The organism is Hungatella sp. SL.1.14, from assembly GCF_024460495.1.
GTDB lineage: Bacteria > Bacillota > Clostridia > Lachnospirales > Lachnospiraceae > Hungatella > Hungatella hathewayi.
Map to the genome: position 1 here is coordinate 97,604 of NZ_JANFYJ010000021.1, position 15,158 is coordinate 112,761.

Annotated in this window: 14 protein-coding genes; 3 read left to right on the forward strand and 11 right to left on the reverse strand. The window is 46.2% G+C overall.

The genetic code is table 11. From position 1 onward, the window contains the following. Nucleotides 1-24 precede the first annotated feature (24 nt). Nucleotides 25-423, reverse strand: coding sequence for an SRPBCC family protein (locus tag NE473_RS21235; RefSeq protein WP_055649129.1), 399 nt, complete (start codon nt 421-423; stop codon nt 25-27). Nucleotides 424-754: 331 nt separating this feature from the next. Between NE473_RS21235 and NE473_RS21240 the strand changes: the two genes are divergently transcribed. Next, entirely contained in the window at nt 755-1,366 is a 612-nt protein-coding gene (locus tag NE473_RS21240) for a 4Fe-4S binding protein (protein WP_055649128.1), read from the forward strand. A 72-nt stretch (nt 1,367-1,438) separates the two neighbouring features. Here the strand turns inward: NE473_RS21240 and NE473_RS21245 are convergent, their stop codons facing one another. From NE473_RS21245 to NE473_RS21290, 10 genes are all read right to left on the reverse strand, one after another. Then, complete coding sequence (locus tag NE473_RS21245) at nt 1,439-2,086, reverse strand: DUF4272 domain-containing protein (RefSeq protein WP_242866058.1); 648 nt, start codon at nt 2,084-2,086, stop codon at nt 1,439-1,441. Next, nucleotides 2,065-2,487 (reverse strand): hypothetical protein, encoded by a 423-nt coding sequence (locus NE473_RS21250; RefSeq protein ID WP_242866057.1) that lies wholly within the window; start codon nt 2,485-2,487, stop codon nt 2,065-2,067. The genes NE473_RS21245 and NE473_RS21250 overlap by 22 nt, the downstream gene beginning before the upstream one ends. A 37-nt stretch (nt 2,488-2,524) precedes the next feature. Then, a complete protein-coding gene (locus tag NE473_RS21255; protein WP_055649127.1) occupies nt 2,525-3,052 on the reverse strand; it encodes a GNAT family N-acetyltransferase in 528 nt (175 codons plus the stop codon). Between the two features lie 77 nt (nt 3,053-3,129). Continuing rightward, nucleotides 3,130-4,884: a carbohydrate-binding domain-containing protein gene (locus tag NE473_RS21260; RefSeq protein ID WP_055649126.1), complete on the reverse strand. Its 1,755-nt coding sequence runs from the start codon at nt 4,882-4,884 to the stop codon at nt 3,130-3,132. Nucleotides 4,885-4,899: 15 nt separating this feature from the next. Continuing rightward, entirely contained in the window at nt 4,900-5,577 is a 678-nt protein-coding gene (locus NE473_RS21265) for a DUF4956 domain-containing protein (RefSeq protein WP_055649125.1), read from the reverse strand. Beyond that, nucleotides 5,570-6,310 carry a polyphosphate polymerase domain-containing protein gene (locus NE473_RS21270; RefSeq protein ID WP_055649124.1) on the reverse strand — a complete coding sequence of 247 codons (741 nt, stop codon included), beginning with the start codon at nt 6,308-6,310 and terminating at the stop codon, nt 5,570-5,572. Before NE473_RS21270 ends, NE473_RS21265 begins: the two co-directional genes overlap by 8 nt. A 197-nt stretch (nt 6,311-6,507) precedes the next feature. Further along, nucleotides 6,508-8,001: a sulfatase family protein gene (locus NE473_RS21275; RefSeq protein ID WP_155560707.1), complete on the reverse strand. Its 1,494-nt coding sequence runs from the start codon at nt 7,999-8,001 to the stop codon at nt 6,508-6,510. A gap of 2 nt (nt 8,002-8,003) precedes the next feature. Next, nucleotides 8,004-9,626, reverse strand: coding sequence for an extracellular solute-binding protein (locus NE473_RS21280; protein ID WP_055649122.1), 1,623 nt, complete (start codon nt 9,624-9,626; stop codon nt 8,004-8,006). A gap of 40 nt (nt 9,627-9,666) precedes the next feature. After that, a complete protein-coding gene (locus NE473_RS21285) occupies nt 9,667-10,545 on the reverse strand; it encodes a carbohydrate ABC transporter permease (RefSeq protein WP_006775178.1) in 879 nt (292 codons plus the stop codon). Nucleotides 10,546-10,561: 16 nt separating this feature from the next. Beyond that, nucleotides 10,562-11,509 (reverse strand): ABC transporter permease, encoded by a 948-nt coding sequence (locus NE473_RS21290; RefSeq protein WP_006775177.1) that lies wholly within the window; start codon nt 11,507-11,509, stop codon nt 10,562-10,564. A gap of 200 nt (nt 11,510-11,709) precedes the next feature. Between NE473_RS21290 and NE473_RS21295 the strand changes: the two genes are divergently transcribed. Next, nucleotides 11,710-13,479, forward strand: a complete 1,770-nt coding sequence (locus NE473_RS21295) for a cache domain-containing sensor histidine kinase (RefSeq protein WP_256265380.1) — start codon at nt 11,710-11,712, stop codon at nt 13,477-13,479. Further along, nucleotides 13,454-15,043, forward strand: a complete 1,590-nt coding sequence (locus NE473_RS21300; protein WP_055649120.1) for a response regulator — start codon at nt 13,454-13,456, stop codon at nt 15,041-15,043. Before NE473_RS21295 ends, NE473_RS21300 begins: the two co-directional genes overlap by 26 nt. Nucleotides 15,044-15,158 lie beyond the last annotated feature (115 nt).

A 15,158-nucleotide genomic window follows, 5' to 3' on the forward strand; every position in this document is an offset into this window, starting at 1 on the left:
CATGACAGTTCTTTCCACAAGTGCTCACTCACCCAGTGCCGCCTTTAAGTCCTGAAAATACTGTTCCTGCTGTTTTTTCAAAAAGCCTGGGACAAAGGGTTTCATAAACCACTTCTTCACGTCCACCCGCTCTGTAAAATCCGCCTCGCAGCCCTTTTCCGTCTGGCGGAACACGCCCGCCCAGGTGCCTGTCATATTACCATTCTCCATGGTAAACTCATACCGGTGCGGCGGCTCAAACCGGGTAATCACAAAGGTGGTCGGATATCCCTCCTTCGTGTACTCCACAAACTTCCTTCCAGGCTCCAGTATATCAATTTTCTGCAGATCACTGCGCCAGCTGTAATCGTTTAAATCCGTCACTACGTCCCATATCTGCTCGATCCTGCTCTTCAGGATTACCTTTTTATTCGATTCTGTCATACCGTTCTCCTTCGCTCTTCCTGGCTGCTGTTTTTCTTCATTATAGCGGACATACAGGACATCTGTATGTCATGATTAAGAAAAAAATACTGCCGTCGATTCAGCCCGTTCCTGTCGTTCCATCACTTCCTCCATCATTGAAAATGAAATCAGACGTCACTGCCTACTATTATACATGACGGCGGCAATTCTGTTAATCTCATTTTCCGGCGGAGGTCTGGACTTATCCATGAACAGATCGTTTTATGAAGTACTTGATCGATCCGGGTAACCACAGTATTTACAATTCTTCACAAAAGGAGTAAGCTTGGATTGCCAGGAGGTGGTTTACATGAACGAAAAAGCAAAAAAATACGTAACGATGTTTCGCCAGGTCAAGATAGCGTCCGCTGCGACTGTGGACGCCGGGGGCCATCCGCAGAGCCGAATCATCAACATCATGATTGCCAATGACGACGGTATGTACATTGTAACCTCGAAAGGAAAGCCTTTTTATAAACAGCTGACAGCTACCGGTGAGATCGCGCTGAGCGCCATGTGTCCGGATTGCCAGTCGCTCAAATTTACCGGACGTCTGCGCCTTGCAGATAAAAAATGGGTGGATGAGGTATTTCTCCAGAACCCGGGCATGAATGAGGTTTATCCAGGAAACAGCCGCTATATACTCGACGCATTTCTGATTTATGAAGGCAGCGGGGAATGGTTTGACCTGCTTAACTACCCCATCAGCCGGGAAAGTTTTTCCTATGGCGGGGCAAAGGAGGAAGTGAGCGGCTTTTTTATCACCGATGACTGTATCGGCTGCGGACAGTGTACGGAGGCATGTCCGCAAAAATGCATTGCGCCGGGAGTTCCCTGTCGTATTGACGGAAGTCATTGTCTGCGGTGTGGATTGTGTCAGGAGGTATGTCCTGTGGGGGCAGTTGCTGAAAGAAAGCGATGATTTGATCAAATAATAACAGGAGAGAATATAGAGGCCGGCCACCTCTATATTCTCTCTTTGTTTTCTCATCCCCTATGTCGTCGTTATCACTCTGTCCCAGTCCGCGATTCCATCGGCCTGCACCAGCCAGTTCAGCGCATAATGCCACTCGTAGATAATATCACCGCTCAGCATCGGGAGTTCCCTGTGATGGATCCTCGCATCGACACAGGCCCAGTCATACCGCAGTACAAGATCCTGCATGTCGAGAATCTCATCCCGGCTGCGAAGAACCGATGCTTCCATCAGACTGTCAAAGGTATGGTTCCACATGATTGCACCGAGCTCAGAGGCATCGCAGATTTCTGTCGGTTCCTTCAGTTCAATCATGGACAGTGCCCACAAAAGTACCGAACAACACTCGTACCGCCAGCCAAACCGGTTATGAAGCGCCGGATCCTTATCCGGATTTTCAAGATAGTCCCGTTCTTCCGTTGACAGCCATTCCGAAATCTGATAGTTCTTCTCCAGCTGAGCGATCTCTTCCGCTGCTGTTTCTGCGCAGTTTTCAAACTGTCCGCTGGTATATATTTCAGATTGGACACAAGCGGCAAAAGTACAGGCAAGGCGATGAACGACCACTTCCTTGTCCGGAATTATACATTCTGCTTCAAACACCGACGCCTTCAAATGCTCAAGATAGGGAATCCCCTTCTCCTTTAAAATGGCAATGGAACGCATTTTCCGTTCTCTGTCGGCCTCCTTTTCTTTCTCCTCCCGATCCAGAATCGTGGTGCTTGCCTGGGGATAAAACTCCTCAAAATCACTCTTTCCGTCAATCGACAGCAGCAGACGGCCATCCCCTTTGACTGGACTTCTGTTTCCTCTGCATCGGTGACCAGATGAAACTGAACTCCGGTGCCATCCTTAAATTGAATGTGAAATTCATCTTCATCCGTATAAAGAATCTTGTCCATCACTTCAGAAAACAGGCGGCAGGCAAGATCCGGCACCGTTTTCACGTCTTTTCTGCAGGCATACAGGGTCAGAACTGCTTCCTGCATCTTTGGCTCTTCCTTTTTCGGCTGAGCTTTCTTTCCAAACAGTTTCATGGTGTTATCCTTTCTGACTACTAATTCCAATATACTGCGGCTCCCATATCCCCGTGTCCTGTAACAGTCACGGTGTTTCGGCAGCCGCCTGCTTCTGGTCTTCATCCCTTGATCCGATTTGCAAAGAGTAAACGTACAGGCCGGAAGGGAAATCGTCAAAATGAAGAATGTCCGTTCTGTGAAATCCGCATTTCTCCATCACTTTTCTCGACCCGTGATTTTCTTCCACCACATAAGCGTTCAGACTCCTGATTCCCTGTTCCTGCGCAAATGTCTTCAATAATTCCACTGCGGCAGTATTGTACCCTTGATTCCAGAATCTCTGAAAACTGAACAGCGAAACCGAATACTCCAGGCAGTTCTCCTCATCGTGTTTCATGGCGGCTACTCCTACCGGTTCCCCACTGTCCGTCAGCCGTATCAAAAAGCCGTAGTTTCCCTTTTCCGTATAATTCCGGATGAGTTCTTCCGCCTCCTCCGGCACCTTGTGAGTCCCAAAACGCATATATTTTACGATTTCCGGATCAGAAGTCAGGGAAAAAACGGTATCCCTGTCTTCTGCTCTCAATTGATCCAGCCAGATTTTATTTTTCAAAGTCTGTCAAACCTCCTGTTTTCCTTTTCTATCGCTATTTTACCATAAAAAAGGAGAATTGGAATCCTATTCACCTTTTATTCTTTCTGATCCGGAGCTGTTGCCCTTTGCGGTTCCCCTTCGGGCTTAGGCTCCCCTTCGGGCTTTTGTCCTCCCGGACGCTGTCCTTCTCCCGGTTTTCTTTCCCCGCCACCGCCGTCAGCACCTCGCTTTCCCGGCATGGCATCACCTGTGCCGGACCGCGTACCGGACTGGGTAATCCTCCCTGATACAGTGATCTCCATGGATTCTTCTCCCGCAGTCATCTGATACGTCTCCCCTTCTTTCAGATCCGGGGAGCTTACGATCAGGGAAGAGTACTCCTTAGCCGGATTTCCCGTAAGTTCCACCGTTCCGTCTCCGCTTGTAAGCTTCCACTCTGTCCCGGCTGTTTTTGTACTGGTGAAATACACCACAATCACATTTTGTGCAGAGTCTTCGGAAAACGACTGAACCATCCCCGAACTTCCCGTTCCCATAAAGATACCTCCGGTGATCGTTCCGGTTCCATCGTAATCCAGCGTTCCGTTTCCATTGTCTGTCGGTCCCTCTGCGATTACAGTTCCCCCTTCCATATAGAAATCACCGTTGGAATCGATACCGTCGCCTGATGCACTGATCTTTATCTCTCCTCCTGTAATTTTGATATAAGCACCTTCTACCGCTCCAAAAGCACCGCCGGCACCATCCGTTTTTTCTCCTCTCATGCCGCCCGGCCGGCCTTCCCTTCCAAACTCCAGATTACCGGAACCGTCATTTCCGCCCGCTGCATTCAATCCGTCGTCTTCCGACGTAAGATCGATGATACCTCCGTTGATATCAACCATCAGTCCTTCGATTCCTTCATAACTCTCTATGATCGTAATGGTTCCATCGTCGATTACCACCCGGTTATCCGCGTGAATACCATCATCTCCCGTGGCAATTGTAAAAGTCCCTCCGGTAATGTTCACGTCACCATTGGAATGGATTGCGTCATCCTCCGAATCAATGTCGATGGTTCCTCCTGATATCTCCAGACGCGTCACCGCCTTAATTCCCTTGGCTCCTGCTGTGATGGAAAAGGTTCCATCGGAAATTTCTACATAGCCCTTGTCCTCCTCCTCGTCATTACTGGCCTGGATTCCGTCTTCACCTGCTTTTAAGGTGAACGTGCCGCCTTCTATTTTCACAGAATCTTTTCCCTTCACGGCATCCTGAACTGCGTCAATCACGTACGTTCCCGACTTCACAGTCAGATGATCCTTACTTCGTATTCCGCATCCGTAATTTCCGGTGACAGTCAGCATGCCGCTGCCCTCCAGAATGATATCATCCTTGCTGAATACAGCCGCATCCGGTTCATCCGCCCCTTCTTCCTCATACTGGTATTCGGTTCCGTCGGATATGACATTGTCGGTTCCCTCTTCTGTAATAATCGTGATGCTTCCGCTTTTGATCCCATAGACAGCGGACGAACTGGTATTGGATATTGTAAACCCATCGAGAATCAGGCTGACCTCATCCTCTTTGCCTGCATTCACTGCAATCTGGCCGTCGGTAAGTTCCCCGCTGAGCCGGTACGTTCCCGCTGCCGTAATTGTCACGACACGCTGGTCCACCGCGGCTCCCGTTCCTGTCACTGTGACGGAATCTCCATTTCCGATTATCACGGTTTCCGTACTGCCGGTGCTCCCATTTTCTTCTGCCACAATGGAACCGGAGGTCTGACCTTCATTTTGGCTCTGGCAGCCTGTCATAATTATAGTTCCTGCCACCGCCAGAAACAGACCGTGTCTTAAAATTCGCTTCATTCTATCTCTCCTTTTTTACAATTCCTCTCTGTTCTCCGCGATCCTGCCGCATACTATTGTCAGATTTCCATTTCTGCACCGAATGTCATCGAGCATCGTCTTCTCTTCTTCTTCCTTTTTTAATTCGATCCGGTAGCACAGCTCATAAAGACTCCCCATATTAGTCGTACGAACCTTCATAAGCTCTGCGCTCTTTGTGTATTTTTCAAATAAATCATCAAAAATCCCAGCATAATCCAGATTTTCCGGTATGGTTACCTTCAGCTCCTTCTGTGAAAATGACTGGCTGCCAAAGGGAAGTTCGGTCAAAATCAGGATTGCTGCTCCGATTATAAGAAGCAGAAGAACCGCAATCCCCAGATATCCCATACCGGTCGCCAGGCCGATTGCCATGGCCAGAAATACGCTTCCGATCTCCCTGGCGTTGCCCGGCGCAGACCGGAAACGCACCAGCCCAAATGCGCCCATCACAGCAACACCTGTACCAAGATTACCGTTTACCAGCATAATCACCGCCTGCACCACCGCAGGCAGGATCGCTAACGTCATCACAAAATTTTTTGAACTCGTATTTTTATATGTATGGAGAAATGCCAGCACAATTCCAATTCCCAGTGATGTTAATGTGCAAAGGATCAGCTGCGGCAGTGTAATTCCGGAGCTGACTGTTTCTGTCAAAATAGTGTTAAGCACAGTCACGCCCTCCTTCTCTATCTCTTCCACAGCGTCCCAGCCTCTCCGCGTTCACCAGATACTCCCTGTAGTAACGTCCATACTTTGAAAATGATACGGGATAGATACCAAGCTCCGAAAATCCGCGGCTCATCCAGACCGGCATCGCTCCCGGTATTTTCACTTCCATCAGAACCCTGCCCTCCTCAAGCAGTGAAGTCCCATAGGTTCCGGCCTGTAAATCCAATCCTTCGGTTCTGCAGCGTATGTTCCGGTCAAAGGTTACCCGCAGCTCTTGGTCCGCTTTGCAGGAACACGCCACACGGTCATAAGCCACGTACGCCGCCGGTTTCAAATGATACCGTTGTTTCATATACTGTATTTCCCGAAATATCTGATTTTCCAGCTCCGGAAGAATTCCGTCATTCAAATATCGGACAGCTGATGCAAGTTCCATTGGAACTCGCCTTTTATATACCACACCGCTGTATTTCTTCTTCATTTCCAGAAATACCATACTCTTCTCGTTAACCTGCCCATAGGCACGCAGTCGAAGCTTCTCTTTGTATTCAGGCCCATCCAGGGAAGTTCTGATCAGTTCAAAATCCTTAGTGTCAAAGTAAATATTGGAAATGGTATGTACTCCATATGCATCGGCCTCCATCCGATCCTCAAGCACCCGCTTCAGACCGAGATACTGTTCTTCTGTCAGCAGATATTTCTTTTCATAACGTTTAAAAATTTCCTGCGCCATATCGGTTCCGCCTCCTTTTCTCTGTGTAAATGTCAGAAATAAATTACAAATATACTCTAGCATGAAAAGCTGAAAGAAAGCTGAAAGGCCGGATGGGATTTGGTGATTTTTCTGTGAACTAATTGTGTGGGAGGATCAGGATGTAAAAATGGGATCCGCACAACTCCCGGTTGTTCGGATCCCATTTTCGTTTTTTCTTATTCCCGGTTCACTCCCCTGATTATCCCAGGGCCATACCTGGCCAGCGCAGTCGTAATATATGGATCTCCCAAAGCGTCCCGATGCAGATATGCAAATCTCCACAATTTCCTGTACAGATCGTAAATAACTGTCTCGTATTGCTGTTCCTCTATCACATTTTTCATACAGTCCGGATCTTTCCTCAGATCATACAGTTCATCGTAATCAAATCCATTAAAAACAAGATGGTATTCGTCAGTAAAAATACTCCGCTGGATCCCATAACACTCGTTTCCATCGCTCTGTGTGTAAGTTTCCTCGCGCCAGTTTTCCGGAATACGTCCTTCCAGAAACGGTTTTAGGGAATATCCAGAAAATCTCTGCCTTCCTGCTGTAACGTCCGCCTTCAGGATACCTGCCAGATCTAAAAATGTAGGCGCATAGTCCAAAAGCGATACTCTGTGGCCAATTACAGCACCCTCCGCCTTTATTCCGCCGTACCCCATAACAGAGCAGATGTGATACGCTTCCTTAAAGCAGGGAAGACCTTTCGTCCATAATCCATGGGCACCGGCATAATCTCCATGATCTGAAACATACAAAACCACTGTATTTTCCAGAAGATTTCTCCGCCCCAGCACATCCAGAAGTCTGCCAAACAATGCGTCCTCATAAGAGCAGAAAGCCAGGTAATGCTTCAGAGAACGTTTCTGTTCAGTCTCATCAAGCTGATCGAACCGCTCCCTCGTCCTTCTGTAGAGATTCGGTTTGTCAAGCATCCGGTCAGTCCACGACACCGGCAGTTCCATCGATTCATCCGGATAGAGATCCAGATACTCTTCCGGAACAAAGTATGGATCGTGAGGCCCCAGTGTACCGACATACATACAGAAAGGCTCATCTTCGCTTACCTTTTCCAGCCAGTCCTCTGCACAGGAGACTACGTCACCATCACCAAAAGGATTTTCTTTTACACCATACTGGGTATATGGAGGAAATCCGACTCTGGAAATCTCACCGTCACCACGTCCCCTTACCTCTGTAATATAGTCATCCTCCAAAAGCCAGTCCCAGTCTCCCATGAAGGGGGTTTTCTTCCACTGCTTATACCGTCCCTCCTGCGGCGGATAGATCCACGGACCAAACCCACGGTCTCCCGGACCTTCTTCTGCACTGACATGCCATTTTCCGCTGAAATACATCTGATATCCCGCTTCTTTTAAATCTTCTGAAAAGAGCCTGATGCCTTCATTTAAGCCATGGGAAAATGCATCTGCCAGATCAATATTATTCCATATACCGTGTTCCGAGGGATACAATCCGGAAAAGAAACTGGCGCGGCTGGGACAGCAGTGGGGAGAGGGGCAATACGCCTCCTGAAACGTCACTCCATGGCGCTTCAGCCGTTCCAGATTCGGCATATAAGCCGGACCTCCGCTCTGCTGGGTCGTTCCCAGCTGCTGGTCTGTCATAAATATTAGAAAATTACTTTTTCTCGTTTCCTGATCCACTTCTACTGCTTTCCCATCCTTTCCCGTATTCCCTTTACCGTTTCCTTGTATTGATCGATTCCCAGTTTATTCAGCTGTTCTAAATAAGTATCCCATTCTGTTTCGATCCCGCCTTCTGTCAGCCATTTCACCTGCATTTTATTGACATAATCATCGATATCCTTTGCCGTAGTGGTAAAGTATTTGCTCTCTTCCTTATTTGGCAGCAGGAAAAGGGAGGACTGCCCGGCATACGGAGCGTAATGCTCTTTGGCAATCTGCAGCTTATTGATATCTTCATCCATTACCTGCACAAGTTTCCCCCAATCCTCCGAAGCAATCTTACAGGGAACGTGTACAGGAGCATTCTTGTATCGGAACTCGCTATAAGACATCCCTTCCGGGGTAGGAATATAATCCAGCATTCCGCTGTCCGTCTTCTCCAGAGTCGTACCGATCGGCCCTAAAAACAGCTGTGCCGAAATCTCCGGTTCAAAATGGGCATCCAGCCATTTCATAACAGCCTCTTCTTTTCCCTTTGCCGACGCAGTCAGAACAAACTGGGTTCCATTGACATTCCCGTTGCTGTTGGCGCTGTTCTGCCAGATTCTCTTTCCTGTCGGACCTTCTAACGGCTCCACAATTACATAATCTTCTTTGTATTTTTCAGGAACGACAAATGTGGAATCGTACGCCATAAAAGAACCTACAATTTCGGGATCATTATTTCCCTTGGCATTCATCACTGACGTATCCGGTGTAGTAAATCCTTCGGAATCCCATAATCCCTCTTCCACAAACTTATGGTAATACTGGATTGCTTCCTTGTACTCTTCCTGTTCCGCTGTATAGATAATCTCGCCATTCTCATCTTCAATGAAATGGGAACCCACGGTTAAGACCGGGTCCACATATCCAAAGGAACCGAACAGCTGATGATAGCTGTACGCAGTATCCGGTACGGAAGAATTGTAATGGAAGACAAATGGAATCTCATCTCCCTTATCTCCATTGCCATTCATATCATTTTCTTTGAATGCCTTTAACGCTTCATAATACTCATCGACAGTCTTCGGAACCGGAAGTCCCAGCTGATCCAGCCACTTCTTATTGATGTAGAGCAGACCGGAGGTATACATGACTTCTCTCTCCACTGCACGCCCAATGCTGTAGATTTTCCCATCGTCCGGGTTAATACAGATATTCTTATATTCCGGCATTTCCTCAAATACTTTTTTGAGATTCGGACAGTACTCCTCAATATAATCCGTCAAATCCAGAAACATTCCCTGAGGAGCATATTTTGTCACATCATTGACATTGACGGCATTCATATAAAAGACATCCGGAAGATCTCCACTGGATAAGATCAGATTCTTTTTGTCTTCCCATGTCGCCGCCGAATAAACCTGCCATTCCACTTCTACGCCGGTCTTTTCCTCCAGAATCTTATAGATCTCCATGTCATTCGGATCTCCATGCCACTCATTTTTAATAAATGTTACCTTGATTTTCTCTTTTCCTTTTTCCTCTGCAACGGCCTGACTGCTGTCCTGGCCCTTGGGCTGTGCTGTCCCTCCGCATGCCACACATCCCGCTGCTACTGCAGCGGCTGTACACAGTACTGCTAAACTCCTTTTTTTCATTCTGCTTCTCCTTTCATTTATCGCCCTTTTCCGGGCACACTCATCCCTTTACAGCCCCCAGCATTACACCTTTCACAAAATGCTTCTGAACAAAGGGATAAAATACCAGCATTGGAATACTGGATACAACTACGCAGCCATATTTCAGTAAGTCTACCAGCTGCTGCATATCTGCCACAGTAGACGCATCCGCCGAAGCCAGTGAATTCTGGCTGTCGATCAGGATGGTCCGGAGCACCAGCTGCAGTGGAAAACGGCTTTCTGAACTCAAATAGATCATAGGTTCAAAATAGGAATTCCACTGTTTTGCCGCATAAAAAAGCACCATAACCGCAATCAGCGATTTTGACAGAGGCAGCGCCACACGGAAAAAGAATCCCACGTATCCGCATCCGTCTAAAAACGCTGCTTCCTTCAGTTCTTCCGGAATACTTCCCATAAAGTAAGATCTGGCAATAATCATGTTGTAAGTACTGATCAGCGTCGGAAGTACGATCGACCATATGCTGTCCAGCATTCCCATCTGCTTTACTACAAAATACAGCGGAATGATGCCTCCGTAGAAATACATGGTAAAGACCATTATTTTCATGAACACGCCGCCTAATGGAAACTCCTTCCTGGAAAGCGCATAGGCGAGCGGAACGGTAAACACAACATTTAACAGGGTTCCGACAAACGTATAGAGGAGGCCGTTGCCAAACCCGGTCCATATCGATTGATCCGCAAATATCTTTCTGTAACCATCCAGCGTAACATCTGCCGGCAGAAACAAAACCCGCCCCTGATAAACAGCCCGCGGACTGCTGATGGAGGCAATCAGACTGAAATACAAGGGGTATAATGCAATGATCAAAATAACTGCCAGCAGCACTGTCGTTACAAGTTCGAATACTCTGTCCTTTTTTCCCGCTTTCATTCACATATCCCCCATTCTACCATAAAGATGTATCGCTGAACCGTTTACTGAACCTGTTAACGGAAATCAGAATCACAAAATTCACTACCGACTGCATCATCTCAACCGCAGACGCGTAGCTGAAGTCACCATCCACCAGTCCACGCTTGTAGGTATACGTCGATATGACCTCCGATACTCCCAGGTTCATGGAATTCTGCATCAAATATGATTTTTCAAAACCGATTGTTAATAGCTGTCCCGCTGTCAGAATCAGCATGGTAATAATCGTCGGCATGATCCCCGGCAGATCGATATGCCAGATTCGCTGTAATCTTCCGGCACCATCGACAATTGCCGATTCGTGTAAATCAGGGGATACCGATGCCAGTGCCGCGATGTAGACAATCGCAGACCACCCGCACGTCTGCCAGATTCCCGATAAGACGTAGATCATGACATACATTCCGGGTTTCCCCATGAAATGGATGGGATCTCCCCCAAAGAAACGAATCACCGCATTCACCACACCGCTGTATGGAGAGAGCATGGTATACATCATACCGACCAGAACAACAACAGAGATAAAGTATGGCGCGTATGTAGCGGTCTGAACCAGTTTTTTAAATCCTTTATTCCTGACCTGATTCAGCAAAACAGCCAGTATAATTGGAAACGGAAATCCAAGTATTAAGTTTGTTACATTGATCAGCAGTGTATTTTTAAGTATCAGGAAGAAATCCGGAGACCGGAAAAATCTCTCAAAGTTTTGCATTCCCACCCATGGGCTTTTCGTAAATCCCAAAAACGGAGAGTAATCCCGGAACGCAATCTGTGACCCGTAAATGGGCCAGTATTTAAATAAAACGTAATACACCAGTCCGGGGACCACAAACAGATACAGTGTTTTCGTTGCCCGGAAATTTTTCATGAATCTTCGCTTTTTCTCAGCCCTGTTTATCTTGTTGCTTATCCTGTTTTTCACAATTCTTTTTCCTTTCTGCTCTGTGAACCTGCCCTGTGAACTTGTTCATGTGCTAATTATACTTACTCCAGCCATGCAGAAAACTTTGTATTTTTTACCAGTTACTACAAATTTTTAATCTTTCATTGTCAGACATTTTTTCGGATGGTATCATTTGTATATATTCAATTTCGAATATTTTTGATCAGGAGGCACCGCAATTGGAAAAATACCCAAAACTGGTTCATTACTTTAAATCGCATTTTAATGCCCGGCTCGTTCTGCTCTTACTAATTAATGGGATTGTTCCTGTTCTGCTCATCAGTCTCACAACGTATCCATTCTGGTTCCGTACCATGCGTTCAAAGGAACTCACCTTTACATACAGCAGGATCTCAACCATCAATCAGGCCCTGGATTCCCTGACAACGGACATTGAACAGAATATTACACATATTTTTTCCAATGAAAATATCCGCAGTTATCTAAAGGATAATTACGATGAAGTCACGGTCGAGGGACATAAAAAGCATATGCTGATTGAGAATTTTCTTAAGTCCATTTCAAATTACGGTGAAGTTGCCTGCTCGTATACACTCATCGACCGCTATGACCGTATTTACACCAATGGTTCCAATGTCAACCGTCTGCAGAACTTCGACGGTCCTCTCTGTGAGAACATTAAACAGGCCTCTCCCGGTACTTACTGTACAGAACGGAATCTATACAGTACTGACAGTCAGAAAGCCCTTACCTACGGCCGCGTCCTGAAGGAGGAGGACGAAATACTTGCCGTTATCCTCGTGGATATCAGCCCGGAGCTCCTTCATTCGATTTTAGGCGATTATGACGGAGAAAATTATCAGGTATTCATTGCAAACCCAAATAACGAGCTGATTTATACCAATGCCATCCACTCTCTGAGCAAACCCGAGATTATGGAACATCTCCTCTCTGCCCAGGGAACAACTGTGACCCTGGAAAGAGAACCTTATGAGATGGCACATGCCAGCTCTCTCTTATCGAATTACCACACTTATGTGCTGGTTCCGCATACATATATTTATAAAGATTCCGGAAACATCAGAATTTTGTTTGTTATTATCCTGATTCTTGTTTTCCTGCAGACCCTTACATGTTCCAGAATCATCTCGAAATCACTTTCCAGAAAGATTCTTCTGATTAAAAATGAACTGCTCCGCTTTATTACAACAATGGAGAAAAGTGTCTTTCATCATAAAAACAACGACGAGCTGAAGGAAATATCAGACGGTATCGTGTATTTGGAAAATGAAATCGACAAGATGCTGGAGGAAATTCAGTCAAACGCAGAAAAACAGCGCCGGCTTGAACTGCAGACGCTGCAACAGCAGCTGAATCCACACATGATTTATAATGCACTGAATACGATTACACAGCTTGCAAGCCTTCAGGGCGTGAAAAATATTGAGGAAGTCTCTCTCGCATTCACCAGAATGTTAAAGCTCGTATCCAAGAACACAGAAAACTTCGTTACACTGCGTCAGGAAATCGGCTTTATCAAGGACTATATTTCCATAAAAAAATATAATAATTTTCAGGATATTACACTTCAGTGTGATGTTGCCGATCCCCTGCTGGAACTGCCTGTTTTAAAGCTTCTTCTGCAGCCCTTTATTGAGAACTGCATAAAGCATGGTTTCAGCAATTTCGAAAAGGATGGTATAATCTTTCTCTATGCGTATCTGGAGGAAGAACAGCTCCATATCATCATTGAAGACAACGGCTCCGGAATCAGAAAAGATCAGATTGACCAGATCCTTTCTCTGTCCTGTCAGACAGAGGAAACTTATTCCAACATCGGTATCCGGACGTGTATCGAACGCCTCCGTCTCCAGTACGGAAGCCGCTTTACGTTTTCCATTGCCAGCGATGGACAGACCTTCACACGCATTTTATTAAGCTATCCTGTAAAGGAGGACTCACATGCTTCAGACACTTCTTGTCGATGATGACATACTTTCGTTAAATAAACTTCAGACATTTCTGGCAGACCTCGGCTTCATCCATGTCTGCGGACAGCTGCTGGACGGGACCAGTGCCATCGAATTCTTAAAGCTTCATGGTAATTCTGTAGACATTATAATTCTGGATATGGAAATGCCGGGAGCCAGTGGATTAGAGGTAGCCGGATATATCCGGAAACATCAGCTTCCAATTACGATACTGGTCATCAGCAATTACGATAATTTTGAGTATGTAAAACCAATTCTCCAGGCCGGAGCCTATGATTACCTCCTAAAACATGAGTTGTCCCGGTCTCTGCTTGAAACAAAATTGTCAGAAATACAGCACCATATCGATAAACAGCAGCTTCATCAGAGACACTGGAACCAGATGTGTCAGCTGTCAAAACAGCAGTATCTTCGGAATCTGGTCTTGAATTATGAAATCCCGGAGGAGAGCCGCCATTTTTTTGCTTCCGATCCTTTGCTAAATGGCAGACGGCACGTTGCAGCATGTCTGCAAATCACCAATTTCTCCAGTATCTATCAGAGTATTCCGGATGAACGCCATCAAAAGGTGGTAAATACTGTTCTCCACTTTTGCGATACTTTTTTTACTTCGCTTCAAAGGGGAATTATCACTCATATCAATTACGGAGAATTTCTGGTTTTATTGTCCTTTCCTGATCTCACCAGTGAAGCAGCCATTCTTCAGACTGCGGCTCAGGATATCAGCCTTTTAAAAAACAACCTGCGGCGTTATCTTTCCATCCATACCTTTGCAGAAACCATGCCAGTCTTCGATACGGTGGAGCATTTACGGCCATACTACCTGAAAATTCACCACCGGCTTCAGGTAAAGCCGTTTAACAGCGATTCTGACCTATCAGAAGAAAAAGAAGAAAATTCTCCCCTGCTGCTCTCCCTGCAGGAAGAAAATGAGTTGTCGGAATCCCTTCTTCATCTGAATGAAAAACGTGTGACAGAAATTGTCACCCATATTTTTGAATCTGTACAGCAGACACACGTTTCTCTTCTGGAACTTCAGCGTCTTGTACTCCGTCTGACCGAAATCATGCAGCTGGCGCTGCGGACGGCCACACCGGACCATGAGGCTATCGCGGTGCAGCCGCCGGCCATCCATAATATCCTGGATATTGACGCATTAAAAAAACAGTTTCTCCTCTATTACCATCAGGGTCTGGAACAGCTTATTTCCACCTCCGTCTTTCAATATCCGCCATTAATACAGAAAGCATTGATTTACATCCGCCAAAATTACCATCTTGATATCTCCCTGTCAGATATCAGCCGGCACTGTGGGGTGTCTGAGGTCTACTTTTCCAGAGTCTTCAAAGATGCTATGGGGCTTCCCTTTACGAAATATCTAAACACTTACAGAGTCAGAATCGCCTCGCATCTGCTCCTTCAGTCCAACGATTCCCTGAAAAAAATAGCAGAAAAATCAGGATTTCAAAGTTATAATTATTTTTTGACTGTTTTTAAAAATTATATGGGCGTTACACCGGTGCAATATCGGGAGAAAACAATGGACACTCCCGCAGACTAAAACATAAGATGCTGCCAAAGGAACGATAATCCGTTTGTCTGATTACGTCTGTTTTGCGGCATCTTATACGTCTGTACCGGAAACAGATTGAATCTCTTTACAATAGGCAAATTCG

Bases quoted from the DNA above. Each gene is read 5' to 3' on its own strand.
- NE473_RS21235 (WP_055649129.1), bottom strand. From the start codon at position 423: ATGACAGAATCGAATAAAAAGGTAATCCTGAAGAGCAGGATCGAGCAG.
- NE473_RS21240 (WP_055649128.1), top strand. From the start codon at position 755: ATGAACGAAAAAGCAAAAAAATACGTAACGATGTTTCGCCAGGTCAAG.
- NE473_RS21245 (WP_242866058.1), bottom strand. From the start codon at position 2,086: ATGCGTTCCATTGCCATTTTAAAGGAGAAGGGGATTCCCTATCTTGAG.
- NE473_RS21260 (WP_055649126.1), bottom strand. From the start codon at position 4,884: ATGAAGCGAATTTTAAGACACGGTCTGTTTCTGGCGGTGGCAGGAACT.
- NE473_RS21270 (WP_055649124.1), bottom strand. From the start codon at position 6,310: ATGGCGCAGGAAATTTTTAAACGTTATGAAAAGAAATATCTGCTGACA.
- NE473_RS21280 (WP_055649122.1), bottom strand. From the start codon at position 9,626: ATGAAAAAAAGGAGTTTAGCAGTACTGTGTACAGCCGCTGCAGTAGCA.
- NE473_RS21285 (WP_006775178.1), bottom strand. From the start codon at position 10,545: ATGAAAGCGGGAAAAAAGGACAGAGTATTCGAACTTGTAACGACAGTG.
- NE473_RS21300 (WP_055649120.1), top strand. From the start codon at position 13,454: ATGCTTCAGACACTTCTTGTCGATGATGACATACTTTCGTTAAATAAA.